Source organism: Streptomyces sp. NPDC032721, from assembly GCF_055579625.1.
This window is the reverse complement of record NZ_JBVIMX010000013.1, coordinates 26,120-52,517: the sequence shown is the minus strand read 5'-3', so window position 1 is coordinate 52,517 and position 26,398 is coordinate 26,120. Positions and strand designations below refer to the sequence as shown.

22 protein-coding genes are annotated in these 26,398 nt (G+C 72.3%); 6 read left to right on the top strand and 16 right to left on the bottom strand.

All coding sequences use genetic code 11. The annotated features are described in order from the left end of the window. Positions 1-107: 107 nt before the first annotated feature. From ACZ5PB_RS26385 to ACZ5PB_RS26370, 4 genes are all read right to left on the bottom strand, one after another. Positions 108-1,082, bottom strand: a complete 975-nt coding sequence (locus ACZ5PB_RS26385) for a FecCD family ABC transporter permease (RefSeq protein WP_468694561.1) — start codon at positions 1,080-1,082, stop codon at positions 108-110. 80 nt (positions 1,083-1,162) lie between these two features. Further along, positions 1,163-2,176: an ABC transporter substrate-binding protein gene (locus ACZ5PB_RS26380; RefSeq protein ID WP_468694229.1), complete on the bottom strand. Its 1,014-nt coding sequence runs from the start codon at positions 2,174-2,176 to the stop codon at positions 1,163-1,165. 77 nt (positions 2,177-2,253) lie between these two features. Then, positions 2,254-3,111 (bottom strand): siderophore-interacting protein, encoded by an 858-nt coding sequence (locus ACZ5PB_RS26375; protein ID WP_468694227.1) that lies wholly within the window; start codon positions 3,109-3,111, stop codon positions 2,254-2,256. 253 nt (positions 3,112-3,364) lie between these two features. Then, positions 3,365-4,477: an Lrp/AsnC family transcriptional regulator gene (locus ACZ5PB_RS26370; RefSeq protein ID WP_468694226.1), complete on the bottom strand. Its 1,113-nt coding sequence runs from the start codon at positions 4,475-4,477 to the stop codon at positions 3,365-3,367. Positions 4,478-4,538: 61 nt separating this feature from the next. On the opposite strand from ACZ5PB_RS26370, the gene ACZ5PB_RS26365 reads away from it, so the two are divergent. The 3 genes from ACZ5PB_RS26365 (at position 4,539) to ACZ5PB_RS26355 (ending at position 8,778) form a co-directional block, all read left to right on the top strand. Beyond that, on the top strand, positions 4,539-5,840 hold the full coding sequence (locus ACZ5PB_RS26365; protein WP_468694225.1) for an MFS transporter: 1,302 nt from the start codon (positions 4,539-4,541) through the stop codon (positions 5,838-5,840). 158 nt (positions 5,841-5,998) lie between these two features. Beyond that, positions 5,999-7,264, top strand: coding sequence for an amidohydrolase (locus ACZ5PB_RS26360; RefSeq protein ID WP_468694558.1), 1,266 nt, complete (start codon positions 5,999-6,001; stop codon positions 7,262-7,264). Between the two features lie 92 nt (positions 7,265-7,356). Then, positions 7,357-8,778 carry an amidase gene (locus tag ACZ5PB_RS26355; RefSeq protein ID WP_468694224.1) on the top strand — a complete coding sequence of 474 codons (1,422 nt, stop codon included), beginning with the start codon at positions 7,357-7,359 and terminating at the stop codon, positions 8,776-8,778. Positions 8,779-8,815: 37 nt separating this feature from the next. Here ACZ5PB_RS26355 and ACZ5PB_RS26350 read toward each other — a convergent pair whose 3' ends face one another. The 6 genes from ACZ5PB_RS26350 to ACZ5PB_RS26325 form a co-directional block, all read right to left on the bottom strand. Next, complete coding sequence (locus ACZ5PB_RS26350; RefSeq protein ID WP_468694557.1) at positions 8,816-9,871, bottom strand: GNAT family N-acetyltransferase; 1,056 nt, start codon at positions 9,869-9,871, stop codon at positions 8,816-8,818. Between the two features lie 130 nt (positions 9,872-10,001). Further along, positions 10,002-10,796, bottom strand: a complete 795-nt coding sequence (locus ACZ5PB_RS26345; protein WP_468694222.1) for an ABC transporter permease — start codon at positions 10,794-10,796, stop codon at positions 10,002-10,004. Further along, positions 10,793-12,376 (bottom strand): DUF1349 domain-containing protein, encoded by a 1,584-nt coding sequence (locus ACZ5PB_RS26340; RefSeq protein WP_468694221.1) that lies wholly within the window; start codon positions 12,374-12,376, stop codon positions 10,793-10,795. The genes ACZ5PB_RS26345 and ACZ5PB_RS26340 overlap by 4 nt, the downstream gene beginning before the upstream one ends. A 26-nt stretch (positions 12,377-12,402) precedes the next feature. Then, positions 12,403-13,398, bottom strand: a complete 996-nt coding sequence (locus ACZ5PB_RS26335; RefSeq protein WP_468694219.1) for an ATP-binding cassette domain-containing protein — start codon at positions 13,396-13,398, stop codon at positions 12,403-12,405. A 35-nt stretch (positions 13,399-13,433) separates the two neighbouring features. Continuing rightward, positions 13,434-14,246, bottom strand: a complete 813-nt coding sequence (locus ACZ5PB_RS26330; protein WP_468694217.1) for a response regulator transcription factor — start codon at positions 14,244-14,246, stop codon at positions 13,434-13,436. Further along, on the bottom strand, positions 14,243-15,577 hold the full coding sequence (locus ACZ5PB_RS26325) for a sensor histidine kinase (protein WP_468694216.1): 1,335 nt from the start codon (positions 15,575-15,577) through the stop codon (positions 14,243-14,245). The genes ACZ5PB_RS26330 and ACZ5PB_RS26325 overlap by 4 nt, the downstream gene beginning before the upstream one ends. Positions 15,578-15,782: 205 nt before the next feature. On the opposite strand from ACZ5PB_RS26325, the gene ACZ5PB_RS26320 reads away from it, so the two are divergent. Both ACZ5PB_RS26320 and ACZ5PB_RS26315 read left to right on the top strand, forming a co-directional pair. Beyond that, positions 15,783-16,403: a TetR/AcrR family transcriptional regulator gene (locus ACZ5PB_RS26320; RefSeq protein WP_468694214.1), complete on the top strand. Its 621-nt coding sequence runs from the start codon at positions 15,783-15,785 to the stop codon at positions 16,401-16,403. A gap of 71 nt (positions 16,404-16,474) precedes the next feature. Beyond that, entirely contained in the window at positions 16,475-17,158 is a 684-nt protein-coding gene (locus ACZ5PB_RS26315) for a DUF3159 domain-containing protein (protein ID WP_468694213.1), read from the top strand. Here the strand turns inward: ACZ5PB_RS26315 and ACZ5PB_RS26310 are convergent. From ACZ5PB_RS26310 to ACZ5PB_RS26295, 4 genes are all read right to left on the bottom strand, one after another. Beyond that, entirely contained in the window at positions 17,136-17,957 is an 822-nt protein-coding gene (locus ACZ5PB_RS26310) for a MerR family transcriptional regulator (protein WP_468694211.1), read from the bottom strand. The genes ACZ5PB_RS26315 and ACZ5PB_RS26310 overlap by 23 nt on opposite strands. A gap of 15 nt (positions 17,958-17,972) precedes the next feature. Next, positions 17,973-20,222 (bottom strand): protein kinase domain-containing protein, encoded by a 2,250-nt coding sequence (locus ACZ5PB_RS26305; RefSeq protein ID WP_468694209.1) that lies wholly within the window; start codon positions 20,220-20,222, stop codon positions 17,973-17,975. Positions 20,223-20,366: 144 nt separating this feature from the next. Further along, positions 20,367-21,215, bottom strand: a complete 849-nt coding sequence (locus ACZ5PB_RS26300) for an SGNH/GDSL hydrolase family protein (protein WP_468694207.1) — start codon at positions 21,213-21,215, stop codon at positions 20,367-20,369. A 155-nt stretch (positions 21,216-21,370) separates the two neighbouring features. Then, positions 21,371-21,781 carry a Fur family transcriptional regulator gene (locus tag ACZ5PB_RS26295; protein ID WP_468694205.1) on the bottom strand — a complete coding sequence of 137 codons (411 nt, stop codon included), beginning with the start codon at positions 21,779-21,781 and terminating at the stop codon, positions 21,371-21,373. 216 nt (positions 21,782-21,997) lie between these two features. On the opposite strand from ACZ5PB_RS26295, the gene katG reads away from it, so the two are divergent. Next, positions 21,998-24,226 (top strand): catalase/peroxidase HPI, encoded by a 2,229-nt coding sequence (katG, locus tag ACZ5PB_RS26290; RefSeq protein WP_468694204.1) that lies wholly within the window; start codon positions 21,998-22,000, stop codon positions 24,224-24,226. A gap of 262 nt (positions 24,227-24,488) precedes the next feature. On the opposite strand, the gene ACZ5PB_RS26285 is transcribed toward katG, so the two are convergent. Then, positions 24,489-25,430, bottom strand: coding sequence for a hypothetical protein (locus ACZ5PB_RS26285; RefSeq protein WP_468694202.1), 942 nt, complete (start codon positions 25,428-25,430; stop codon positions 24,489-24,491). A 101-nt stretch (positions 25,431-25,531) separates the two neighbouring features. Next, positions 25,532-26,374 (bottom strand): helix-turn-helix transcriptional regulator, encoded by an 843-nt coding sequence (locus tag ACZ5PB_RS26280; RefSeq protein ID WP_468694199.1) that lies wholly within the window; start codon positions 26,372-26,374, stop codon positions 25,532-25,534. Positions 26,375-26,398: the final 24 nt, after the last annotated feature.

The window sequence follows — 26,398 nt, the reverse complement described above, 5'->3', positions numbered from 1 at the left end:
GACCAGCACCACGACGAGGGTGACGGTGCGCCGCTCGGCCTTCGGCAGGGCGGCCCGCCGTCCGGAGACGCTCTTCTGTCGCTCCGGCGCCTTGGATTCGAGCGTGCTCACAGGGACCCCGCCCCGTAGCGGCGGACCGCCCAGATCAGCATGGGGCCGCCGAGGAATGCGGTCACGATGGCGACAGGTACCTCTCCGGTGGGCAGCAGTACGCGCGAACCGATGTCGGCGACCAGCACGAGGACCGGGCCGAGCACCATGGAGTAGAGGATCAGCCACGGCGCCGAGCCGCCGGCCGGCTTGCGGACCAGGTGCGGCACGATCAGCCCGACGAACAGGATCGGTCCGGCCACCGCCGTCGCCGCCCCGCTGAGCACGGTGATCAGCACGAGGGCGAAGATCCGCAGCCGGGTGACGTCGGCCCCCAGCGTCTGGGCCACGTTCTCGCCCAGCGCAAGGGCGTTGAGCGCCCGGCCGATCAGCAGCGAACCGGCCAGGGCGAGCCCGATCGCGGTCAACGGCCAGGCCAGCGGCGCCTGTTCGCGGGCCGCGAGCGAGCCTACCGACCAGAAGCGGTACACGTCGAAGACGTCGGGCAGCATCAGCCGCAGGCCGAGCGCGAGTCCGCTCAGCACGGCGGTCAGCGCGACCCCGGTGAGCACCAGGCGCAGCGGCGAGCGGCGCCCGACGGCCGCCACGAGGAGGGCCGCGAGCACGGATCCGCCGACGGCCCAGCCCAGTTGGCCCACCTGCCCGGCGGCGAGGCCGAGACCGGCGCCGAGGGTGATGGCGAACCCGGCACCCGCGGTGACCCCGAGGATGCCGGGCTCGGCGAGGGGGTTGCGGGCGAGCGTCTGGATCAGCGCGCCGGACACCGCGAGGGCGGCGCCGACCGCGACGGCGAGCAGTGCGCGCGGCGCCCTGACGTCCCGTACGACGACCTGGTCGTCCGTACCTTGGAAGTCCAGCAGCGCGCGCAGCACTTCGGCAGGGGCGACGGAGCGGGCGCCGATGCCGATGCTGAGCACGGCGATCACCGCGAGCAGCACCAGCCCGGCGACGAGGAGGACGGGTCGGGACAAGCCCCGGCCCCCACCCGCCTTCCCCGCCTTCCCCGACTTGCCCGGCTTCTCCGGCTTCCCGGACGCGAGGACCTCGACGGTCACGGCTTCTTCAGCAGCGGCGCGAAGGACTTGTCGATCGCGTCCAGCGTCAGCATGGCGGACTTGTACGTGGCGGCCTCGGTGTAGCGGACCGGGAAGGCCTTCCCCGCCTTGACGGCGGGCAGGTTCTTCCACAGCTTGGAGTCCATGACGTACTTGACCGACTCGGGGATGCTGCCGTCGGCCTTGACCGAGTACGTGATGGCGTCGGCCTCGCCGAACGAGGCGGGGATCTCCTCGATGGAGGGGTACTCGCTGACCGCCTTCGAGCCAGGCCCCGTCTTCTTCACCTTGCCGTAGTACTTGGCGCCGACGTCCTCGATGATGTTCGAGCCCCAGGAGCCACCGAACTCGCGCTGGAAGGAGCCCTTGGGGACCTCGCCGTAAGCGCCGCCCAGGTGGCCCGTCTTGAGCTGGGGCAGCACGCCCTGGTACTTGGTCCTGATCTCGGCGGCCCTGGCCTCGTACTTGCTCTTGGCGGCGTCGAACTCGCCGAGCGCACCGGCGGCGTCGGCCTGCTTGTGGGACAGTTCGCGCCACGCGGACGGCAGGGTCGGACCGATCGCGACGACCGGGGCGATGGACTCCAGCCGCTTGATGTCGATGTCGCCGAGCACCGGGGTGGGCACCCCGATGACGATCAGGTCGGGATCCGCCTCGGCGATGGCCTCGTAGTTGGTCTCGGCCGCCTGCGCGCCCGCCACCCTGGTGAGCTTCTTGTAGGTGGCGAGGTCCTCCTTGGTCATCATCGCCTCGCCGCGCGGCCAGGAGGAGATGCCGACCAGGGGTGCGTCGGCCTCGATCAGGGCAGGCACGGCGTAGCCGGTGGCCACCACGCGCTTCGGGTCGGCCGGGATGGTGATCTTGCCGTTGTCCGCGGCGAACACCCGGGTCTTGCCCTTGCCTCCGGCGTCCGAGACGCCGTCCGACGACCCGCAGCCGGTCAGGGTCAGGGCGAGGACCAGTGCCGTGGTGACGGCGGTGGCCAGGCCCGAGGTTCTGCGTAGGGACATGTGACGCTCCTTGCTCATGACTGGCTGACTGGCTGCGTGGTGCCTGCTGCTTGGTGCTTTGTGCGCGGCTCGGCCGGTCAGTGCGGGTGGTCGTCGTCGTCGAAGTTGGCGACGCCGCACTTCCAGTAGCCGGTGATGTCGTAGTCGGCCTTGTCCAGCGCCAGTTCGTCGCGCACCCAGCGGCGGATCGGCTTGAGCTGGCCCGCCTCGCCCGCGGCCCACACGTACACCCGCTCGTTCTCGGGCACGGTCACCGCGGTCACGGCCTTCGCGAAGGCGTCGCCGGTGCCCGCCGGGCTGCCGCCGCGGTGCAGCCAGTGCACCTCGAAGCCCTCGGGGGCGTCGAGTTCGATCTCCTCGGCCGCGTCGGCGACCTCGACGAACGCCCAGCCCTTCGCGCTCCGGGGCAGTTCCTCCAGCCAGCGCGCGAGCGCGGGCAGCGCGGTGAGGTCGGCGGCCAGCAGATAGCGGTCGTACGTGTACGGGACGATCCGCCCGCCGGGCGGCCCCGCCACGGGCATGACGGCGCCCGGCTCGACCGCGCTCGCCCAGTCCGACGCCAGTCCGCCCTCGTGCAGGGCCACGTCGATGTCGATCTCACCGGTCGCCGGGTCGTAACGGCGCACGGTGTACTGCCGGGTGATGCCCAGCGTCCCCGCCCAGCGCAGCATCAGCCCGTTCGGCTCGGGCGGCCGCAGCGCGCCGTCCTCGTCGGGGAAGAACAACTTCACGTGCTCCTCGGGCGAATGGGACTCGAACCCCTCGGTCCCCGCCCCGCCCAGCGTCACCCGCAGCAGACCGGAGCCAACCATGGCGGTACGTACGACCTCGGTCTCGCGGATCCGGATCGGATAGGCCACGTCCTCGGCCTGCCGGCCCGCCCGGACCTCGGCGATCCGCTCCAGATGGCGGTGCCTGTGGTCCTCGCGGCTCATGCGGTACCACCCGAAGGGAGCGCCGTCCGGTGCGCCGACCCGGGCCGCGCGGCCCGGACTTCGCGTATTCGCGCGGGTATTCGCGCGGGCGACAGGGTCTGGTTCATCGGGTGGGCTCCAGCGGAGGTCGGCGGCGGGGCGCGCGGGAGGAATCGGCGATCCGCCTCGGCCGTGTGCCAGGCCGAAGCCCACTCCCCCGTGCAGCTAGGCAAGGCTAACCTAACTAGATGCCCGTGGGGCGCGCAAGTAACCCTCAGCCAGGGGGCAGTGCGAACGGCACCCGGCCAACGGCCCGCCCCCCGAGGTCGAGAAGCCGGCCCATCCGCTTCGGCGAGTGCAGGATCACCGTGCGGTCCTTGACCTCCAGGGACGGGTGGCGGTCCGCGAGCATCGCCTCGAACGGGTCGACCCCGTCCAGACCGTGCAGCCACGCCATGACCAGCAGGTTGTGCGGTCCGCTCACGGAGGTGCACAGCCGCACCTGTTGCATCCGGGCCAGCGCACTGCCGGTCTCCTCCAGCTTTCCGTGCGGCACGACCGCCCGGTAGACGACGGCGGTCGGCAGGCCCGCCAGCGGATGGGCCAGGTCGCAGCGGATCGTCACCTCGCCCTCGCGGATCATCCGCTGGAGCCGTCGGCGGGCGGTGTGTTCACTCAGGCCCGTCGCCGCGCCGAGCTCCTTGTAGCCGAGCCTGCCGTCGGCGCCGAGCGCCGCGAGCAGGGCCGGGTCCTCGGGGCGGGGGCCGTCCTGGGACTGCGTGCCGTAGGTGCTGCGGGTGTGGTGGGAGATCCGGCCGCCCGGCGCCCCGGGGGCGGACAGTGCGGCGCGCTCGGCCGGGTCCAGTGCCCGCACCTGCCAGTCGCCGCCCTCCCCGAAGAGCCGGACGGCCAGTCGCGTACGGGTGGAACGGACGCCGCGCAACTCGCCGACGACCCGGCGCACATGGCGGCCGAGGGTGGGCAGGTCGGCGGCCACCACGGACAGGAGGAGGTCGAAGTCACCGGCGGTCTCGTCGACGCTGAAGACCCAGGGCAGCCGGGCCGCGGCGGCGCTGACGCTCTCCAGGAACCGGGGACGGCAACGCACCTCCAGATAGGCGACGGTGACCATCCGGGCCGACGGATACCCGGTGACCCAGGCCAGTCCGTGGGTGCGCAGCCGCTCCCAGCGGCGCGCCGCCGTCGTCGCGTCCACGTCCAGGGCCCGGCCGATGCGTGACCAGGGGGCTCGGGGCGCGGCCTGGAGCGCGTCGACGAGGGCGAGGTCCAGCTCGGAGAACCCCGCCCCGGGATCGATGACGACGGATTCCGGCACTCCTGATCCGGCTTTGGCGTTTTCCTGCAATTTCACGGGGTCTTCGCTCACGGGCCGGATCGTAGGGGCACTTCCGCCGGTGGACAACCGGTCGCCAGTCGAGAGGAGTGCCGTGCCTGCTCCCCCTTCGGTCCCGTCGAGCCATGATGGCCATCGGCCGAGCCCTGATCGCCATGTACGGACCGTCCGGATCACGATCGTCCTGCTGTTCGCCGCCTGGCTCGCCGACTACGCGGACCGGCTGGTCATCAATCTCGTACTGCCCTCCGTGGGCGAGGAGTTCGGCCTCAGCCACGGCGAACAGGGCCTGCTGGTCACCGCGTTCTTCCTCGCGTACGCGCTCTGCCAGATCCCGGGCGGGATGCTCGCCGACCGTTTCGGCGGGCAGCGGGTGGCCTGCTGGGCGCTGCTCGTCTGGTCCGTGTTCACCGTACTCACCGGATTCGCCTGGTCGTTCGCGGCGCTGCTGGTCGTACGGTTCGCGTTCGGCGCGGCCGAGGGGATCTTCCCGCCCGCCGCGATGAAGGTCCTCGTCGAGCGCACCTCGCCCGAGGAGCGGATGGGCGCCAACGGCCTGATCATGAGCTCGAACGCGCTTGCCGCCGTGCTCGTACCGGTCGTGATGGGCCCGCTGATCGTGGCCTTCGGCTGGCGTTCCGCCTTTTTCTCCGCCGCCGCGCTGGGTGTGTTCGTACTGGTGGCGCTACGGATGTGGCTGCCGGCGCCACTCCCCCGTACCGACGGGGAACCGGAGGAACGGTCGGCGCTGGAGCGGTCTGCGCTGAAGCGGCTGTTGCGGTCCGGCACGCTGTGGCGCTTCGCCGCCATGATGTTCGGCTACTGCACCATCGTGTGGGGCCTCAACACCTGGCTGCCCTCGTACCTCAGCGAAGTGCGCGGCATCTCGCTCACCTCGATCGGCGCGCTCGCCGCCGTCCCCGCGCTGGCCGCCGCACTCGCGACGATCGCCGGGGGCCGGCTGGTGGACCGGCTGGGCGGTCAGCACCGCAGGATCGTCGTCCCCGCGATGGCGGTGTCGGCCGTCGCGCTGCCGCTGATGGCCTATTCGCCGTCGCTGACCGGGTTCATCGTCTTCGGCACGATCGCCGCCGCCAGCAGCTCCCTCGCCTACATGCCGATCTTCGCGGTGCCGTTGCGCGGTCTGTCCCCGGAGAACGTCGGGGTGGGCAGCGCGGTCATCGTCTTCGGCGGCCAGCTCGCCGGAATCGTCGTGCCGCCCGCGATGGGCCTGCTGGCGGACGCTTTCTCCTTCGAGGTCGCCTTCGCCTTCCTCGTGGTCGGCGCGCTGATCGCCGCCGCCACGGCACTGCTCACCCCGCAGGACGCCGCTTCCTTCCGTACCGCCATGGGGACGGCGACCGGCCGCACCCCGACCCCTCTGGAGACCTCGTGACCACCGACTCGTCCACCGGCACCCGTCCCGACACCGCCGGGACCGCCGGGCCCCGTCCCGACACCGCCGGGACCGCCGGGCCCCGTCCCGACACCGCCGGGACCGCCGGGCCCCGTCCCGACACCGCCGGGTCCGCCGGGACGCCCCTCGTCGCCCCGCTGCTCGTGGGCCTGCCGCGCCGGCTCCCCGGCCTGCGTGCGCTGTACGAGGACCTGCACGCCCATCCCGAGCTGTCCTTCCAGGAGTTCCGTACGGCGTCGATCGCCGCCGACCGGCTGCGGGAACAGGGCTGGGAGGTGACCGAGGGCGTCGGCGGCACCGGTGTCGTCGGGGTGCTCGCGAACGGCGAGGGGCCCGTGGTCCTGCTGCGCGCCGACATGGACGCGCTGCCGGTGAAGGAGGAGACCGGGCTGCCGTACGCCTCGGTGGCGACGGGTATCGATCACGAGGGCAGGGAGGTGCCGGTCATGCACGCCTGCGGTCACGACATGCACGTGACCTGTCTGCTCGGCGCCACCGCCCAGCTCGCGGCGACCCGCGAGCACTGGAGCGGCACGGTCGTCGCGGTCTTCCAGCCCGCCGAGGAGGTGGGCGGCGCCCCGGCGATGATCGCGGACGGTTTCGCGGACCGCTTCCCCCGGGCCGAGATCTGCCTCGGGCAGCATGTGGGCCCGGCCCCCGTCGGCCTCGTCGGCACCAGGACCGGCCCCGTCATGGCCGCCTCGGACAGCCTGAAGGTCACCCTCCACGGCAGGGGCGGGCACGGCTCCGCCCCTGAGGCCACCGTGGACCCGATCGTGCTGGCCGCCGCGGTCGTCCTGCGCCTGCAGACCGTGGTCTCCCGCGAGGTCGGTGCCGGCCAGACCGCGGTGGTGACGGTGGGTTCGATCCATGCCGGCACCAAGGAGAACATCATCCCGGAGACCGCCGAGCTGCTGATCAACATCCGTTCCACGACGGCGACGGTACGGGAGAGGGTGCTGGCGGCCGTCGAGCGGATCGTCCGCGCCGAGGCCGTCGCCTCCGGTGCGCCCAAGGAGCCGGAGATCACCCCGCTCCACTCCTTCCCCGCCACCGTCAACGACCCCGCCGCCACGCTCGCCGTCCAGGGCGCGCTGACCTCGGCCCTCGGCGAGGGGAGGGTCTTCACGCTGCCCCACATCCTGATGGGCAGTGAGGACTTCGGCGTCTTCGGCAGCGCGCTGGGTGTGCCGTCGGTCTTCTGGCACTTCGGCGGCGTGGACCCGGCGCTCTTCCGGGACGTCGACCCGGGCGCGATGCTGGACGACGGGCTGCCGGACTCGGTGCCCTCCAACCACTCCCCGCAGTTCGCGCCCGTACCCGAACCGACCGTCGAGGCCGGGGTGACCAACCTGCTCGCGGCCGCCGCCCACTGGCTGCGCGCGGACCCCGAGGGCAACTGACACCGCCCCGACGGCCGCTCCTCCGCCGAGCACCGCACGAGCACCACGATCCGCACGCACCGCGTCCCCCATCCACCTCACCCGGGAGAACCATGACGGACGATCTCGCCCACCTCAGCGCCACCGAGGCTCGGACCCTCTTCGCGGCCCGCAAGCTGTCCCCCGTCGAGCTGCTCACCTCGGTCATCGCGCGTGCCGAGCACACCGAGCCCCTCCTCAACGCCTTCAGCGAACGCCTCTTCGAGGAAGCGCTGACGCAGGCGCACGCCGCCGAGCAGGTCTTCCTCGGCAAGGGCGGCCACGAGCCCCGCCCCCTGGAGGGCATCCCGGTCGCGACCAAAGAAAAGCACGCCATCGCGGGCCGCACCCTCACCGAGGGCTCCCTCGTCCACCGGGACCGGATCGCCGACGAGAACAGCCCCTTCGTGGACCGCGTCCGCGCGGCGGGCGGCATCATCCACGCCCGTACGACCACCCCCGAGTACTCCGCGGCCACCTTCACCCACTCCCGGCTGTGGGGCGTGACCCGCAACCCGTGGAACCCCGACTTCACGCCCGGCGGGTCCTCCGGCGGCGCGGGGGCGGCGCTGGCCGCCGGGAGCACCACGCTGGCCACCGCCTCCGACATCGGCGGCTCCACCCGCGTCCCGGCCGCCTTCACCGGCACGGTCGGCTTCAAGGCCCCCTACGGCCGTAATCCGGGCCTGGGCGCGATCTGCGCCGACCACTACCGGGGCGACGGCCCGATGGCACGGACGGTCGACGACGTGATCGCCCTCCAGAACGTCGTCTCCGGCCCCGACCCGCGCGACCACACCTCCATCGGCCCCAAGTACTGGCTGCCGACCGAGTACGAGGGCGTGGCCGGGATGCGGATTGCGCTCAGCGTGGACCTGGGCGTCTACGAGGTCCACCCCGAGATCGAGGCCAACCTCCGTGCCACGGCAGGGGCGTTGAGCGCGGCGGGCGCCGTGGTGGAGGAGATCGGGCTGCCCTGGACGAGGGAGGACATCCTGCTGTCCATCGGCGGGCACTACGCCTCCATCTTCGGCGCCCAGATCACCGAAGTGGACGCACACCACCGGGAGTTGCTCACGACGTACTGCATCCGTTTCGCCGGGATGATGGCGGACGCACGGGAGCAGGTCTCCTACCTGGACAGCCTGCGTGCCGAGAACCGTCTGCAGCGCGGGCTCGCGGACGCGATGACGGGCTTCGACGCCCTGCTCACCCCGACGACGGCGATCCCCGGCTGGCACGCCGGTGACGACCTCGACGGCGAACGCGTGGTCGTCCACGGCGAGGAGACGGTGGAGACGGTCTGGTCCGCGATGACCGTCCCGTTCAACATCAACAACCGCTGCCCGGTCCTGAACGTCCCGTCCGGCAGCAGCAGTTGGGGCCTGCCGACCGGGGTGCAGATCGTCGGCCGGCCGTACGAGGACGCGACGGTCTTCCGCATCGGCAAGGCGCTGGAGCAGGTGGTGGGGGCCTGGGGAGTACCCACGCTTTGAGCCACCGGGGGCGGAGCCGGGGCCGGCCCCGCCCGCGCTAACCCTGCCGTGTCGCCCCCAACTCCCGCGCATACGTCACCCATTCACGGTCCGTCACGAACCCGGTCTTCTCGTAGAACCCCAGCGCGCCCGACGGATTGGCCGTGTCCACCGTCAGTGACGCGGAGTCGTACCCGGCGTCGGCCGCCGCCCGCAGCACTTCCGCCAGCAGCGCGGGGGCCGCGCCCCGGCCGCGGTGGTCCCTGCGCGTGCCGAGGTAGCCGACGTGGCAGTCCCGGTTGCCCGTCGCGGCGGTCTCCGCCTCGTTCTCCTCCGCGAGGAGGTACGCCACGACCTCGACGGGCTCCGTCCCCTCGCCGCCCGTCACGAGCAGCCGGGACATGGCGGGGCGGAAGGCACCGGCGCCGGTGACCCAGGTGCGCCAGTCGGTCTCGTCGAGCCGGACGAAGTTCCAGTGGTCGCGGAAGGCGTCGTTGTGGGCGAGCCGGGTGGCCTCGTCGTACGCCGCGTCGAAGGGGACCAGCCGGGTGCCCTCGGGGGCGGCACGCAGCGCGAGCCGCTCGCCGCCGTGCGACGGCCGCTTCATGTCGAACCACCACCGGACCGGGGTGAAGCCGCACCCCTCCATCAGCTTCCGCACACCTTCGTTCCCGGCCGCCCCATCAATCACCAACTCGCCTGCCAGCGCCGAAAGTTCCGGCGACTCCGAGTACCGTGCCCGGGCACGCTCCGCCAGCCACGCGACGAGCCGGGTTCCGATGCCGCGCCGCCGCCACTCGGGACGGACCGCCGCTTCACCGTGGAAACGCGCGGCGTCCACCGCACCGTGCGGGATGTGCAGCACGGCGTACGCGGCCATCCGCGCCCCCTCCCACAGCGCGACGGTGTCCCGCTCCAGGTCCAGCTTGGGGTCGTCGAGCACCTCGGCGAGCTCGTCGGCGTCGGTGTACTCACCGGTACGGTCCACCGCCTCGACGGCCTCCTGAAGCTCCAGCCACGCGGAGACACTCCCCTTGCTCAGGGGCCACATCTCCAGTCCACCCGCACCACTCAGTCCCTCCGCACCGCCCACCACGTCCGTCTCCTCACGCATCACCGGTCATATGTACCCTCCCCGCTCATGTGACCCCCTCTCCCGCCCCCGCGCGACCGGAGCGACGACGTTCCCGCCTCACGGGAACGCCCCACGGGCACACCCGACCGGCACACCCGACGGGCACACCTCACGCGTCGCGCACTCGCAGTCGTACGCCGCCCAGCGCGAGCGCGGACGTGGTCCACAGGGCCAGGACTCCGAGCCCCTCCCACGGGCCGACCGGGAGCCTGGCCAGGTCGATGGTGGTCTGGACCGAGAGGCCCGCTGTCATCGGGGCGATCTGCTGGAGGAGGCGCTGCCAGTCCGGGTCCGTGATCACCGTGGTCAGGATCGGGAAGAGGAAGAGCAGGCCCAGGACCACGCCGATGGCCGTCGCCGCATCGCGTACCAGCAGGGCGGTGCCGAGGCCGAGCAGGGCGATCAGCGCGAGGTAGAGGACCGAGCCCAGGGCCGCCCGCAGGGTCGGGGCGTCGGCGAGCGACATCGCCGCGTAGCCGTGCGCCTCGGTGAAGCCCCGGCCCGGCTGGACCGCTGCGCCGACCAGCAGCGAGCTGAGGACGCCGAGCGCGCCCGTCAGCAGCGTCACCGCGCCGAGCACCGTCGCCTTCGAGAGGAGGACCGTCAGGCGGTGCGGGACGGCCGCCAGGGTGGTGCGGATCATGCCGGTGCCGTACTCGTTGCCGGCCGTCAGGACCCCGAGGACCGCGGCCGCCACCTGGCCCGCCATGACGCCGGTGAGGCTGAGTTTCGTGGCGTCCGCCCCGCAGCCCACGGCGTCGCAGCGGGCGGTCGCGGCCACCGCCGCACCGACCGCGAGGGTCAGGGCCGCGGTGGCGAGCAGCAGCCAGTTGTTGGCGGGGTCGGTGCGCAGTTTGGTCCATTCGGCGTGGGTCGCGTGCCGCCACGGTCTCGTACGGCTCATGCGTCCCTCCGGCGGATCAGCACCCACGCGGCGGCGAACGCTGCCGCCGCGTACGCGCACAGGACGGCGAAGCCGGCCCACGGGGTCAACGGGAAGTAGCCGTGCATGGGCGAGTAGACCGTGGCCACCTGGTCGTAGCGCTCGACGGTCTGCTGGATGGCGAAACCGGCGGCCGGAGTGACCTTCAGCAGCCAGTCCGAGGCCGCGGGCGGCAGGACGGACGCGGTGGCGAGGAGGTACGGGAGCACCATGGCGACGACCACCACCGTGATCGTGACCGCGCCGCGCCGCAGCACCGCTCCGACGGAGAGTGCGAGGACGGCGGCGACCGCCAGCAGCAGTCCCGTCCCCACGACGACGCGCAGTTCCGTCGCCGACGGCACGGTCAGGACCGGAAACCCGTTCGCGACGGACCTCGCGGACCCCAGGGGCACCATGACGGCGGCCGAGAGCGTGCCGACGAGGAAGGCCGCGCTGCCGACCACCAGGGCCTTGGCCACCAGTACCCGGCCCCTGCCGGGGCTGGCCGCGAAGGTCACGCCGAGCAGTCCGCGCCGGTACTCGACGGTCATGTATCCGGCCGCCACGACGACCAGCACGATCAGTCCCGCGAACGCGCCGACGAGGAAGTTGGACACGATCCGTACGCCGCTCGCGGCCGGTCCGCCGACCATCGGGGCGATGTCGCCCGCACCGGTGATGCGGTAGCCGGTGGGGGTGGGGACGGCCTCGCCCCTGGTGGACCGGCTGTAGCTGCCGGACGTGCCCGCGCTACCGCTGACCTGCTGGTTCTGCCAGGCGCTTTCGGTGTGGCGGGTGGTGTCGGTCTGGCGGGTGGTGTCGGTCTGGCGGCCTTCTTCGCGCCAGGGGCCCGAGAGCACCGGGGTGCCGAAGGTCGCGGTGGCCACGGCGGGGGCGAAGCCGGTTCCGGTTCCGGTCCCCTGCATCGCCGACGGGGACGTCACGAACAGCCCGACCTGCGCCGACTCTCCGAGGCCCGGGAGCCTCGCGGTGCCCAGCACCGTCCACTTGCGGCCGTCCGCCGACTGGTGTCCGGTGATCTCGTTGCCCGTACGCACCAACCGCAGCCAGCGCGGCGCGTCCGGCGACGCCTTGCCCGGCGGACCGGCCAGGTCGTGCGTGTAGTCGTACTGCATCCGCACGCCGTGGCCGCCGGTGACCATCAACGACGCGTACGAGGAGCCCGGTTGGAGGGATTCCTTGATGATGATCCCGGCCTTCGCCCAGGGTACGAGGCCGGGTTCTGTCTCTGTGGGCGTCGTCGTAACCCGGCCGGTCAGCGAGGTCACCGGGACGGTGAGGGTGCCGTCGCCCCTGAGCGGCCGGTGGAGGAAGTAGAAGCTGTCGTTGACGGCTTGGCCGCCGGGGCCGACCGGAAGCCCGGCGGTACGTCCGGCCCGTTCGCCGCCGCCACCGCCGCCACCGCCGCCGCCGTCGTTGCTCTGCGCCGTGGCGAGCAGGCCGACCAGGCAGATGGCCGCCACCGCCCCGACCGTGCTCAGCACCCAGCCCCGTACCGTACGGAACTTCGTCCACTCGGCGTGCAGTACATGGCGCATGGGTGAGGTTCTCGACGGATGCGTCGTCATCGGGTGACCTCGCCGTCGGCGGCTCCCCGGTACTGCACGGCGTCGCGCGTCAGTTCCAGGTACGCCTCCTCCAACGAAGCCCGGTGCGCAGTCACTTCGGAGAACGGCACCGCGTGCGCGCCGAGCACCGCCACCACGTCCGCCGCCGCCAGGCCCGCGACGCCGACCGTGTCGCCGCCCGTCGACGTCACGGTCGCCCCCGCCCTGGCCAGTACCTCCATGACGTCCTGCCTGGCCGTCGTACGCAGCATCACCCGCCCCTCGGACACGGACGCGAGCAGCTCCCGCACGCTCGTGTCGGCCACGACCCTCCCGCGCCCCACCACGATCACGTGCTCGGCGGAGTCCTGCAGTTCGCTCATCAGGTGGCTGGAGACCAGCACCGCGCGGCCCTGTTCGGCGAGCGACGCCAGAAAGGTCCGCATCCACTGGAAGCCCTCGGGGTCGAGGCCGTTGAAGGGTTCGTCCAGCATGAGTATCGGGGGGTCCCCGAGCAGTGCCGCCGCGATGCCCAGCCGCTGCCGCATCCCCAGCGAGAAGCCGCCCGCCCTGCGCCGGGCCACGTCCTGGAGGCCCACCCTCCGGATCGCCGCGTCGACGTCGGCGGCGCCGAGGCCCTGCGAGTGGGCCAGCCACAGCAGGTGGTGGCGGGCGCTGCGGCTCGGCTGCACGGCGGCGGCGTCGAGCAGCGCGCCGACATGGGTGAGAGGGGTGCGCAAGGTGGCGTACGGGCGACCGCCGACCAGCGCGGTGCCCCGGTCCGGCCGGTCCAGGCCGAGGATGACGCGCATCGTCGTGGACTTGCCCGCCCCGTTCGGGCCGACGAAGCCGGTGACCTGCCCCGGCCTGACGACGAAGGACATGCCGTCCAGCGCCTTCGTACCGCCCGTACCGCCTGTACCGCCCATGCCGCCCGTGCCGCCGAAACGCTTGTGCACGTCCCGGACTTCGATGGTGGCGGCCCCGTCGGCCCGCTCGGTCTTCTTCTCCATGGCAGGAGGCTAGGGAGCGGAAGGGGTGCGGGTCGTCACCGGGGCGAGCGAGGTTCGCCGGTGCTCCTGCGGGGGACGCGGCGGGGCTCGCCGTCCCCCGTGCGGGGGAGGTCGGCCCTGCGGGCTCCGGGGACCACGAGTCCCGATTCGTACGCGGCGATCACGGCCTGGGTGCGGTCGCGCAGGCCGAGTTTGGCCAGGGTGCGGCTGACGTGCGACTTCACCGTCTCCTCGGTGACGACGAGGCGTACGGCGATCTCCGCGTTGGAGAGCCCTTCGGCGACGTGCAGCAGCACCTCCCGCTCGCGCGCGGTGAGCGTCTCCAGGCCGTCGGGCAGCGGGAGTTCGACGGTCTCGGCCGCGTTCCCGGCCGGGCGCCGGGTGAACTCGCCGATCAGGCGGCGGGTGATGCCGGGGTCGAGCAGGGCGTTCCCGGCGGCGATGACGCGTACGGCGTCGAAGAGCCGCTCGGCGGTGGCGTCCTTGAGCATGAACCCGCTGGCGCCCGCACGCAGGGCGTCGTAGACGTACTCGTCGAGGTCGAAGGTCGTCAGGATGAGGACGCGCGGGGAACTCGCCCCCGGCGCCCCTGCGGCCCCCGGCGCCCCCGCGGCCCCCGCGACGAGCTGGCGAGTGGCCTCGATGCCGTCCATCTCGGGCATCCGGATGTCCATGAGGACGACGTCCGGGGCCAGTTCGCGGCAGACCCGGAGCGCTTCGACGCCGGTGGTGGCGGTCCGCAGGACGGTGAACTCGGGCTGGGAGTCCAGCAGGGTGGCGAAGCCGGTACGGACCACGAGGTGGTCGTCCGCGATGACGACGCGGATCGGCGGGGGCGACAGGCTCATGTGGTCCGTTCCGTCACGTGTGGCGAGTGTGGCGCATGTGTCTGTATGCGTGCCCGTTCGGGCGGTGCGGCCGGGAAGCTGGCCCGGACGAGGAATCCGCCGTCTTCGCCGGGACCGGTACTGATCCGCCCGCCGACCGCGGCGACCCGCTCGCGCATGCCGAGGAGACCGTGTCCGGTGTACGGAGCGGTGGGCGGCGGCCCGGGTCCGTTGTCGCGGACGCCGAGGTGCAGGGCGTCGTCGGCGTAGTGGAGTTCGACGTCGACCGGGTCGCCGGTGGCGTGCTTGCGGGCGTTGGTCAGGGACTCCTGGACGATGCGGTACGCGACGAGTTCGACGCCGGGGGCCAGGGGGCGGGGGTGGCCGCTGAGGACCAGGCGGACGGTGGCGGGGGAGGCGCGGCGGGCCTCGTCGAGGAGTTCGTCGAGCCGGCTCAGATCGGGCTGCGGACGCCGCTCACCGGCCGCCGGGGTGTCGGCAGGACCGTTGGCGTGCGGTTCCACGTCCTCCCGTAATACGCCGAGCAGGCCCCGCATCTCCGTGAGTGCGGCGCGGGCGGTGTCGCCGATGCCGAGCAGCCGTTCGGCGCCTGCGGCGGGCATGCCGGGGGTGGCCACGCGGGCCGTCTCGGCCTGCACCGCGATCATGGAGACATGGTGGCCCACGACGTCGTGCAACTCGCGGACGATACGGGCCCGTTCGGTGCTGGCCGCGTTCTCCCACCGACTGTCGGCCATGACCTCGCTCAGCACGCGATACTCCCGGTCCCGCTCGCGGGTCCGTCGTACGAGACCGGCGTACGCGGCGGCCGGGGCGAGAGCGGCGAGGACCACCAGCCGCACGCGCTGATCGGTCTCGGCGGAACCGGCCGGGACGGCGCCCAGCGCCAGCCCCAGGAACGGCACCCCACAGAGCATCGCCACCACCCCGTACCCCCGACGGCCGAGCCGGTACTGGGCGACCAACTGCGCGGCAACGCCCGCCAGCGTCACCGTATGGAAGACCGTGAGCGACCCCACGCTCGCGGCGGTCACCGCGACACCTGCCACGACCGGACGCAACAACACCAGCGGAAGCGCCCCACACAGGCACAACAGCCCCACCAGCATGGCGAGTTGAACCCCGACGACTCCCCCACCGGGCGCCGCCCCCTGCGAGGCGTCCGCGAACATCAGCGGAATCGAACCCCGCCGGACCACGAACTCGACGAGCGCCCCGGCCACCGCCAGCACACACAGCACCACGACGAACACCGGACGCCGCAACAACTCCCCAGCCCGCCGCAGCGTCCCGTTCCAGCGGTAACGCCCGTCAGTCACAAGGCTGTTCACACGGGCGATTATGGCAGTGAGCCCACTGCGGGACCGTCCCCCTGCGCGGTGAGCAGCACCTCCCCCACAGGAGGGAAGCGACATCGCTCGCCCGAGGGACACCGGGCAGCCGGACACTGCTGGCGTTCAAGGCCGAGGACCGGCACGTGCACGCCGGTCTGGCGGTCGGCGCGACATTCTTGTTCGGCTGAGCTATTTTTGGGTTGTGCGTACAAACAAGAACTCCGGGCGGCGGCCCTCGGTCGTGGGTGAGGTGCGGCGGCGGCAGATCATCGATGCCGCCGCCACCGTGCTCGCGCGTGACGGGCTCTCGCGGACCTCGCTCGGTCGGGTGGCCGAGGAGGCCGGGCTTTCGAGCCCCGGGCTGATCACCTACCACTTCGCCGACAAGGACGACGTGCTGGTGACCCTGGTGGACGATCTGCTGGGCAAGTGCGCGGACGCGGTCGACACCGCGCTCGCGGACGCGCCGGACGCGATGGCCGCACTCATGGCGTACATCGCGGCCTTCGTGCGGTTCCAGGACCAACACCGGGACGGCGTAAGGGCGTTGTGGCGTCTGTCGTCGGGCTGGAAGGCGCCCGGCCGCAGTGACGCGTTCGACGCGCGGGCGCTCGCCGGGCCCGTCGAGGAGATCCTGCGGCGCGGGGTGGACAGCGGGGAGTTCCGCGAGCTCAACCCGGTCTGGGTCGCGCAGAGCGTGCAGTGCTCGGTGGAAGGGTTCCACGAGTTGTTCCGCGCGGACCCGGACGTCGATACCGCCGCGTTCGTCGGTGAGTTGCAGGACCTGTACCGCAGGGCTGTCGGGAAGGGCGACACCAACTGAACGGCCACGCAAAGGAGTTCCTGTACGTACGCAGAAGGTGAGCAGTTACCCGAGGTCGAAGAGGCACCGTCATGGCACTGAGCTATTGCACCCGCCCTCCGCAGGAACGCACGGAACGCGCCCCCTCCCCCGGGCCGCCGCCCGGCCGTCCCACCCTCTGGCAGGAGACCGGTGGGCCCGTCGGGCTCTTCCTGTCCTCCTTTCCCTCCGTGGCCTTCGTGCTGGTCAACTCCTCGTTCGGGCTGCGGGCGGGGATCTTCGCGGCCGTGGGCACCGTGGTCGCCTTCACCGTGTTGCGGGCCGTACGACGGCAGCCGCTCAAACCCGCGCTCGCGGGGATCGTCGGCGTCGCCGTCTCCTCGTACTTCGCGGGTCGTTCGGGCGAGGCGAGGGACTTCTTCGTCACCGACATCTGGTGGAGCCTGGGCTGCTGCGCCGTCCTCGTGCTCTCGCTGCTGCTGCGCCGGCCGCTCGCCGGGGTGCTGTGGAGCGCCGCGAACCGTACGCCCATGACCTGGCGCGACGACCCGCCCTCGCGGTTCGGCTACGACGTGGCGACCGCGGTGCTGGCGCTGGTGTTCGGCGCGCGGTTCGTCGTGCAGTTCTGGCTGTACGACCGTGATCTGGCGGGCTGGCTGGCCTTCGCGAAGATCACCATGAACTATCCGCTGTGGGCCGTGGCACTGGCCGTCTGGGCGTGGGCGGTACGCCGTGCGCGCAGGCGTGCAGCGCTCACGTCCGGCACGTCCGGCTGACGGGCTCCTGGAGTTCCGTGATCCAGTCGGCACGGTCCTCCGGGCACTCCAGGTTGATCTCGCGGGGGTATCCGGCGGAGCGGTAGCCGTTGGTGTCGGCCCAGCGGCCGAGGGCCTGGACGGCCGGGAGCACCTCCTCCATCGGGCCCCGGTGCACGATCGTCGCCGCCTCCGCGACCGGGGGCAGGTCCACGACGCGCAGCTCGCCGGAGTCCCGTACGGGGGCCGCGACCTGCACCCCCGCGTGCACGAGTACCCCGCCGTCGGGGGCGTCCTCGTAGTGCGCGATCCCGGGGCCTGTCGGGGTGATGCCCGCCTTCGCCAGGCGCGGGAACAGCTCCTCGTACAGCGGCTGGATGACCGGCCCGATGGTGTCGAAGTCCGTTGCGACGCCCGTGAGTTGGGCTACCCGTACGGCCGGAAGGCTCTTCAGGACGACCTCGTCGGCGGGCATGCTCCCCTCACTCTCGATCGTCCGCAGCCGCACCTCGACCTGGGCCAGATTGGCCGCCGCCGCCCGCATCGCCGTCTCCAGCTCGGCCTGGCGCAGCCGCAGCATGGCGAGCAGTTCCTCGGTACCGACCTTCTCGTCCAGGATCTCCTGGACCTGCGCGAGGGTGAAGCCGAGGTCCTTGAGCGCGATGAGGCGGTTGAGGCGGGCGAGTTGGACTGCGGTGTAGTAGCGGTAGCCGCTGACGGGGTCGACGCGGGCCGGGTGCAGCAGTCCGGTGGCGTCGTAGTGCCGCAGCATGCGGACCGATACGCGGCCGAGCCTGGCGAAGTCTCCGATGGTGAACATGACCGGTGCGCGCCGTCAGCCCGACTTCGGCGGGTTCTGCGCGTCGAAGGCGAAGAGGGTGTTCCTGTCCGCGGCCACGATCACCGCACGCCCCGCGACGGTCACCCGCGGGCTCGCGCCCTCCTGGCCCGTCATGCCCTCGGTCCTGGGGTCCGTCGACCACAGGGGTTTGCCGGTACGGGGCGACAGCGCGACCACCCGGCCGGTGGCCGAGCTGAAGTACAGCTCCCCGTCACCCGCGACGGGCCCCGACGCGCCCTCCACGTTCGTCTGCCGCGACCACTTCTTGCGGCCGGTCCCGGGGTCGAACGCGGTCACGAGACCGGCCCGCCCGCTCAGGTAGACGGTGCCGTCGGCCATGCCCGGCGTCCCCGTGTACGTCTTCGGCAGCCGCGCGTACGTGACCTTCCGCGAGGCCGGGTCGACCCGCGCCACCCCGTCGTAACCGGCCGCCGACACTCCCTCCCGGTGCACCTGGAGGAGTACGAACCTGCCGTCCGCGGCGCCCATCATGACGGCGGGACCCTTGACCGCGAGGGGGCTGCCCAGAGCTCCGGAGGCGCGGTCGACCTTGTACAGGGCGAGGTGACGGACGTCGGAGGCGTCCACCTCGGCGGTCCGCGCGCACATCGCGTACAGCTGCGCGCCCGCCGGAACCGGAGCGCACTGCGCACCCACGGGGAACGGCCTCTTCCAGGCGACCCTGCCGCTGCGCGCCTCCCTGGACTCCAGCCGGGAGTTGGCGGCGTCGACCGTGACGACGGCGGAGCCGACCACCACGGCGTCCGCCGACCGGCCGGTGACCGCCACGGACTGGGCGCCGGACGGCGTGGACCACAGCTCCCTGCCCTTTTCCGCGTCCATCGCCACCACCTCGCTGGCGGGTCCCTGCGGGTTGTCCTGGTCGGCGAAGCGGTAGCCGAGCACCGTGTCGTCGGTGGCACCCACCAGGTGCATGCCCTGCACCGGGACGCCGGGGCTGTTCCGCGTCCAGACCCGCGAGCCGTCGGAGGCCTTGATACGGGTCGCGACGACTCCGCCGCCGCCGCAGAACAGGGCGTCCGCGCGCGAGATGCAGCGCAGTTCGTCGGGAATGTCCTTGCGACCGCCCAGCACGCTCTGGTGCCACGGTCCGAAGCCCTGCGGAAGCGCGGCACCGCGCGCGGGGGTGCCGGTGCTCCTGTCGACGCCGTCGCTGCCCACCTCGTCCGTCCCGCCGGCCGTCATCGCGGCGAGCACCGGACGCCAGCGGTGGCGCAGACGACGCCCGCCAGGAGCTGGAGCCGAAACAGGAGCTGGAGCAGGGGCCGGAGCCGGGTCCGGAGTGGCCCTGCCCGTCGGCGGCGGAGTGTCCGCCATGGCCAGGTGGTGCTGGGTGTCCATGTCCCGCGTACGCCCCGCACGCCCCGCACGCCCCGCACCCGCTCCCCCGGCCGCGACCGTGTCGCTCCCGCCGAGGTCGTACGGCAGGTCCCGCAGCCGTACGAGAAGTTCGTCCGCCGAGGGGCGTCCCTCGGGGGCCTTGTCCAGGCACGGTTCGACGACCGCGCGCAGCGCCTCGGGTACGGAGCTCAGCGCCGGTGCCTCGTGCACCACCTGGTAGGCCGTCATGTACGGGCTGTCCGCGTCGAAGGGCCCCTGCCCCGTCGCCGCGTACACCAGCAGCGTCCCCAGCGAGAAGACGTCGGACCCGGGACCGACGCCGCGCGGTGCCTGCAACTGCTCCGGTGACATGAAGGGCGGGGTGCCGATGACCCGCCCCGTCATCGTCAGCGTCTGCTGGTCGATCGCGCGGGAGATGCCGAAGTCGATGACGCGCGGGCCCTCGGGCGAGAGCACGACGTTCGAGGGCTTGAGGTCGCGGTGCACGACGCCCACGCGGTGGATGTCGCGCAGCGCCTCCGTCAGGCCGATGGCGAGCGTACGGAGCTCCGCGCCGCTCAGCGGGCCCTTGGCGGCGATGTGCTGGGCGAGGGTGTCGCCCTCGATGTAGGTCGTCGCCATCCACGGCTGGTCGGCCTCGGGGGCGGCGTCGACCACGGCGGCGGTGAACGCGCCGCTGACCCGGCGGGCCGCCGCCACCTCCTGCCGGAACCGGATGCGGAACTCGTCGTCCGCCGCGTACTGCTGGTGGATCAGCTTGATCGCGACCGGCCGTCCGGAGTCCGTCCGGGCCAGGAAGACGGTGCCCATGCCGCCCGAGCCGAGCCGCGCCTCCAGCCGGTAGCCGCCGATCTCGGCCGGGTCACCTCCGCGCAGCGACACTCTTGACGACCTCTCCGTTCCCCGCACGTGACTCTGGCACCACGGGCCCGCGTACTAGTTCTGCCCCACAAACTAGCCGCCACCCGCCTGGTCAGGACAAGGCGGGTGGCAGGACGGGTCGCGCGCGCCGGGTCGCGCGCCGGGTCAGCCGAGGCCGAGAGCCGACATCGCCTGCTCCGCCATGCGGCGCTCACCGAGCGCGTTGGGGTGCACGGGGACCACGCTGTGCCCGAAGAGGACCGGTTCGATCCAGCGGGTGCCGACCGGCTTGCACGCGTCGTGGCCGTCGGACGCCGCGGCGAGGTCGACGAAACGGGCCCCGGTCTCCTCGGCGGCGCGTCGCACCGCCGAGTTGAGGTGCTCCTGGATGCCGCGCAGGTAGGGCACGTCGCCCGTGGCGATGGGCATCTTGGCGAAGCAGGCCGGGTCGGCGGTGGCCGGGGTGATCCAGGGGTAGCCCAGCACGGCCACCCGGGCGTGGGGTGCCTTGGCGCGGACGGTGCGCAGGGCGGACTTGAGGGCGGGGTAGGTGTTCGCCTCGATCTGGTCGTCGAAGGCGGTGCCGTTCTTGTCCTTGCAGGGGCTTCCCTTGCCGCCGCTGAGGATGCCGGCCGAGCCGCACGCCAGGATGGCGTTGATGAAGGTGCTGTTGTCGTTGCCGCCGATGGTGAGCGTCACCAGGTCCGTACCGGCGGAGAGGGCGTTGACCTGGGGTGCGGTGCCCGGGTACTGGGGCTGGGTGAAGTGCTTGGTCTGGGCGGCACCGCAGCTGACGTCCTTGAGGCGGGCGCCGGTCCTGGCGGCGATGACGTGCGGGTAGTTCGCCGTGGAGCGCAGGCACAGGAGGTTGGTGGGGTCGACGGGGAGCACGCCGGAGCCCGCGCTGTAGCTGTCGCCGAGGGCCACGTACTCCAGCGGCTGCTGCGCGGCACCGGCGGGTGCGGCGGCGGCGAGGGCGAGGACCAGCGCTCCCGACAGAGCTGACGCGGTCATGACACGACGGAAGGACATGTGATCTCTCTTCTCGTGAGGGGCATGCCTCGTGCGCCACGCCGACGGGTGGTGCTACCGAGAAGTAATGTGCGGTCGCTGTCGCGTCCGCGTCAACCTTGCTGACACAACTTCCTACAGCGGGGCGGAACTTGGCGTTACCCGCAGTCCGGGCACAGCCCCCGGTAGGTGATCGCCGCCGCCGAGACCGTGAACCCGTAGTGCTGGTCGGAGGGGAGGCTGTCCAGCGGGTCGCCGACCGGGTGCACGTCACGGATCACGCCGCACCCGGAGCAGACCAGGTGCTGGTGCGGGCGGTGGGCGTTGGGGTCGTACCGCTTCGCCCTGCCGTCGGTGGAGAGTTCGGTGACCTCGCCGAGGGAGACCATCTCGCCCAGGGTGTTGTAGACCGTCGCCCGGGAGATCTCGGGCAGCCGGTCCACCGCGAGCGCGTGCACCTCGTCCGCCGTGAGGTGTACGTGGTCGCCGTCGAGCACCTCGGCGACGACACGCCGCTGCGAGGTCATCCGCCAGCCGTGCCCGCGAAGCCGTTGGAGCAGGTCACTCATGACGGATCACCCAATCGGTTAGCCGGGCGTGCGGGTAAACACCTGGATATTAGAGCCAGTTGTGGGTGTTGCGAAGGAATATGGAACAGGTGAACTTCTTGACCTGGATCCTGTCCACCATAGGATTCCTTCCTGGCGAAGGGCCAAGGGACACCAGGCAGTCCGGATACGGCCACCCGCTCACTCAACCTTCTGCCCAGTTGCGAGAGGACTCCCATGGCTGACAACCACGATGCGATCGTCACCGACCCGAAGCCCGAGGAAACAGGCGGGGCGGAGGGCTGCCCGGTCGCGCACGGCCGGGCCGCGCACCCCACCCAGGGCGGCGGGAACCGGCAGTGGTGGCCCGAGCGCCTCAATGTGAAGATCCTGGCCAAGAACCCGGCCGTGGCCAACCCGCTGGGCGAGGACTTCGACTACGCGAAGGCGTTCGAGAGCCTCGACCTGCCGGCCGTGAAGCAGGACATCGCCGAGGTGCTCACCACCTCGCAGGACTGGTGGCCCGCGGACTTCGGCAACTACGGCCCGCTGATGATCCGGATGGCCTGGCACAGCGCCGGTACGTACCGCATCAGTGACGGGCGCGGCGGCGCCGGGGCCGGCCAGCAGCGCTTCGCGCCGCTGAACAGCTGGCCGGACAACGCCAGCCTCGACAAGGCCCGCCGCCTGCTGTGGCCGGTCAAGAAGAAGTACGGCCAGTCCCTCTCCTGGGCCGACCTGATGGTCCTGACCGGCAACGTCGCCCTGGAGACCATGGGCTTCACGACCTTCGGCTTCGCCGGTGGCCGCGAGGACGTCTGGGAGCCGGAGGAGGACGTCTACTGGGGTCCCGAGACCGAGTGGCTCGGCGGCGACGGCCGCTACACCGGCGACCGCAACCTGGAAAGCCCGCTCGGCGCCGTCCAGATGGGTCTGATCTACGTCAACCCCGAGGGCCCCAACGGCAATCCGGACCCGCTCGCCGCCGCCCGCGACATCCGCGAGACGTTCCGCCGCATGGCGATGAACGACGAGGAGACCGTCGCCCTCATCGCCGGTGGCCACACCTTCGGCAAGACCCACGGCGCGGGCCCTGCGGACAACGTCGGCGACGACCCCGAGGCCGCCCCGATGGAGCAGCTGGGCCTGGGCTGGAAGTCCACGTACAACACCGGCGTCGGCAAGGACGCCATCACCTCGGGCCTGGAGGTCACCTGGACCACCACCCCCACCCAGTGGGGCAACGGCTTCTTCAAGAACCTCTTCGAGTTCGAGTACGAGCTCAGCAAGAGCCCGGCGGGCGCCCACCAGTGGGTCGCCAAGGACGCTCCGGAGATCATCCCGGACGCCTTCGACGCCGAGAAGAAGCACCGTCCGACGATGCTCACCACGGACCTCTCGCTGCGCTTCGACCCGGTCTACGAGCCGATCTCGCGCCGCTTCTACGAGAACCCCGACCAGTTCGCGGACGCCTTCGCCCGCGCCTGGTACAAGCTGACGCACCGTGACATGGGCCCGGTCGCCCGCTACTTGGGCCCGGAGGTGCCCTCCGAGGTGCTGCTGTGGCAGGACCCGCTGCCGGCCCGCGAGGGCGAGCTGCTCGACGCGGCCGACATCGCGGCGCTCAAGGAGCAGGTGCTCGGCTCCGGTCTCACGGTCTCCCAGCTGGTCTCCGCCGCGTGGGCGTCGGCCGCCTCCTTCCGGGGCAGCGACAAGCGCGGCGGTGCCAACGGCGCCCGGGTGCGCCTGGAGCCGCAGCGCAACTGGGAGGTCAACAACCCGGACGAGCTCGCCCAGGTGCTGCGCACCCTGGAGGGCGTCCAGGAGTCCTTCAACGCCAAGGGCGGCCGCCAGGTCTCGCTGGCCGACCTGATCGTCCTCGCGGGCTCGGCGGCCGTCGAGAAGGCGGCCAAGGACGGTGGCGTGGACGTCGAGGTCGGCTTCACGCCGGGCCGCGTGGACGCCACGCAGGAGCAGACGGACGTCGAGTCGTTCGACGCCCTGGAGCCCACCTCGGACGGCTTCCGCAACTACCTCGGCAAGGGCAACCGCCTCCCCGCCGAGAACCTGCTGCTCGACCGGGCGAACCTGCTCACGCTGAGCGCCCCCGAGATGACCGTGCTCGTCGGCGGTCTGCGCGTCCTGGGCGCCAATCAGGGCGGCTCGAAGCACGGTGTCCTCACCGAGCGCGTCGGCACGCTGACGAACGACTTCTTCGTCAACCTGCTGGACCTGGGCACCGAGTGGAAGTCGACGTCCTCCGCGCAGGACGAGTTCGAGGCCCGTGACGCGAGCGGCACGGTCAAGTGGACCGGCACCCGCGCCGACCTGGTGTTCGGCTCGAACTCCGAGCTGCGCGCGGTCGCCGAGGTGTACGCGAGCGACGACGCGAACACCAAGTTCGTGAAGGACTTCGTCGCGGCGTGGCAGAAGGTCATGGACCTGGACCGGTTCGACCTGGCCTGATCCGACGTCGGCGCCCCTGACTCTCCCTGCTGGCGGGAGAGTCAGGGGCGTCACCGCTAGCCCTGACTCTGGGGCGCCGACTCGATCGCGTCCAGGGCCAGTTGGCGTTCCATGGACACGATGCGCGAGTTCTGCGGCGCGGGTGACTCGCTTCCCCTCGCCGGCACACCGGCCCACTGGTCGCGGGCCGCTCCGGGTATCGCCCCAAATGCGCCCGGGGGGCGGTCAGTTGGGGCTCCGTATCCTCCCCGGCCCGGGCCCCTCAAGCCTCGCGCGCCGCCAGCGCTCCGCGCAGTTCCTCGTACGTCGGGGCCAGGCGGCGCAGGCCGTCCGCCAGCGCCCGGTCGTCGCCCGTGACGAGGGGGTGCTGGAGGCCGCCGACCAGGCGTGCCTGTCCGTCCGCGACCGCTGCCGCCCCGGCGAGCCCCAGCGTGCCGAGGCAGTGTGCGGCGTCGACGAGACGGCGTACACCGACCCTGATCGCGAAGTGCGCCAGGAAGCCGCGCGTCCCCTCGTCGAGTCCCGCGTCCACCTGGGCGGCCAGCGCCTCCAGCCCCTCGGCGCTCCCGAGCGTCCCCGGCGGCACCGACCGGCGTCCGGCGCCGGTCAGCCACCGCTCCGCCTCCGGCAGCGAAGCGCGCAGCGCCTCCTGCGCGGTGACCCTCCGTTCCCGTACGAAACCGGCCCGCATCACGTACGGAGCGTCCGCGTAGCCGACCGCCTTGGCCTCCCACGCGGCGAGGAAGTCCGCGACCGGGAGCGTCGCGAAGGGGTGGGCGTGCGGGTCGTGGAAGACGACCGTGTCGCCCTCGACCTCCAGCACCACCACGTAGTGGTCGCCGCCGTCGGCGGTGGGCGTGCCCGGCTGGTGGAGCAGCAGCCCCATGTCGACGGGCCCGACCAGTACGGGCCCCTGCGCGGACGCCTCGCGCAGCCGCGCCTCGGCCTCCTCGGCCGTCCCTCCCGCCGTACGGGTGCACCGCACGCCGAGGTGGCCGGTGGCGGCGCTCAGCCCGAGGTCCGGGTCCCAGCCGTACGGGTCGAACAGCGGCAACGTACCGCCGAGCAGCTCGAAGCCGAACGGCGAACCGGTCAGCACCTCGATGACCGCCGGAGTCGTGTCCCGCTCCCCTGCCCCTTCCCCGAGCACCATGGCAAGGGAGTTGGCGTAGCAGTAGGGGCCTGAGCCGATGTAGTACGTCACTGTCGTCCTGCACTTTCCACGCGGTGGTGTGTGTCCTGCCGAGGACACCCGAGGCCACCCAGTGCAGGCCCTGACACGGTGTGAGGGTCAAGCCCCGCCCGTCACCCGGGGCTGTGGTCGCCGCGCAGGTGGGCGCCCGGCGTATGTCCGTACGCGCGGCGGAAGACGTCGATGAACGCGCTCGCGGACGCCCAGCCGCAGCGGTGCGCGACGGTGGTGACCGGGGTGCCCTCGGCGAGCATGCGCAGGGCGTGGAAGAGCCGGAGCTGGGTGCGCCACTGCGGGAAGGTCATGCCGAGTTCGCTGCGGAAGAGCCGGCTGAGGGTGCGTTCACCGGTGTGGGTGCGGGCGCCGAGTTCGGCGAGGGTGGCCGGGTCGGCGGGGTCCGCGCCGAGCAGGTCGCAGACGGCGGCCAGCCGGGGGTCGGCGGGGGCGGGCAGGTGGACGGGCTGCTGGGGCGAGGCGCGGAGCTGGTCGAGGAGTACGGCGCGCAGGCGGAGGCGTTCGGGGGTCATGGGGCCGGGGGTGCGGGGGGCGCGGGCGGGGCGCGAGGTGGCGGTGTCGTAGCGGGCGGCGCCGGTGTAGGCGAGGATCAGCTCGCGCAGCAGGGGGCCGACGGACAGGACGGTGGGGGCGGTCAGGCCGAGGGGGTTCTCCTCGACGGGCAGTCCGAGGGTGTGCATGTCGAGGTTGCCGTGGGCGCGGTGGGAGTGGACGGTTCCGGCGGGTACCCACAGGGCGCGGGTGCCGGGCGCGAACCACGTACCGGCGTCGGTGGTGACGGCGAGGAATCCGGAGCCCGCGTAGATGATCTGGTGGTCGTCGTGCCGGTGCGGGTCGATGCGGTCGCCGGAGGCGAGGGGCCGGGTGTGGGTGGGCGCGTCCGGCATGTGCTCGACCGGCCCGGGGTCGGCAGGGTGCGGGGGCTGGCGGTTTTTCGGCATTGACCGGCAATTTATCGGAAGCGC

Coding starts and splice junctions, on each gene's coding strand:
- ACZ5PB_RS26380 (WP_468694229.1), bottom strand. CDS start 2,176: ATGTCCCTACGCAGAACCTCGGGCCTGGCCACCGCCGTCACCACGGCA.
- ACZ5PB_RS26375 (WP_468694227.1), bottom strand. CDS start 3,111: ATGAGCCGCGAGGACCACAGGCACCGCCATCTGGAGCGGATCGCCGAG.
- ACZ5PB_RS26355 (WP_468694224.1), top strand. CDS start 7,357: ATGACGGACGATCTCGCCCACCTCAGCGCCACCGAGGCTCGGACCCTC.
- ACZ5PB_RS26350 (WP_468694557.1), bottom strand. CDS start 9,871: ATGCGTGAGGAGACGGACGTGGTGGGCGGTGCGGAGGGACTGAGTGGT.
- ACZ5PB_RS26345 (WP_468694222.1), bottom strand. CDS start 10,796: ATGAGCCGTACGAGACCGTGGCGGCACGCGACCCACGCCGAATGGACC.
- ACZ5PB_RS26340 (WP_468694221.1), bottom strand. CDS start 12,376: ATGCGCCATGTACTGCACGCCGAGTGGACGAAGTTCCGTACGGTACGG.
- ACZ5PB_RS26335 (WP_468694219.1), bottom strand. CDS start 13,398: ATGGAGAAGAAGACCGAGCGGGCCGACGGGGCCGCCACCATCGAAGTC.
- ACZ5PB_RS26330 (WP_468694217.1), bottom strand. CDS start 14,246: ATGAGCCTGTCGCCCCCGCCGATCCGCGTCGTCATCGCGGACGACCAC.
- ACZ5PB_RS26315 (WP_468694213.1), top strand. CDS start 16,475: ATGGCACTGAGCTATTGCACCCGCCCTCCGCAGGAACGCACGGAACGC.
- ACZ5PB_RS26310 (WP_468694211.1), bottom strand. CDS start 17,957: ATGTTCACCATCGGAGACTTCGCCAGGCTCGGCCGCGTATCGGTCCGC.
- ACZ5PB_RS26300 (WP_468694207.1), bottom strand. CDS start 21,215: ATGACCGCGTCAGCTCTGTCGGGAGCGCTGGTCCTCGCCCTCGCCGCC.
- ACZ5PB_RS26295 (WP_468694205.1), bottom strand. CDS start 21,781: ATGAGTGACCTGCTCCAACGGCTTCGCGGGCACGGCTGGCGGATGACC.
- katG (WP_468694204.1), top strand. CDS start 21,998: ATGGCTGACAACCACGATGCGATCGTCACCGACCCGAAGCCCGAGGAA.
- ACZ5PB_RS26280 (WP_468694199.1), bottom strand. CDS start 26,374: ATGCCGAAAAACCGCCAGCCCCCGCACCCTGCCGACCCCGGGCCGGTC.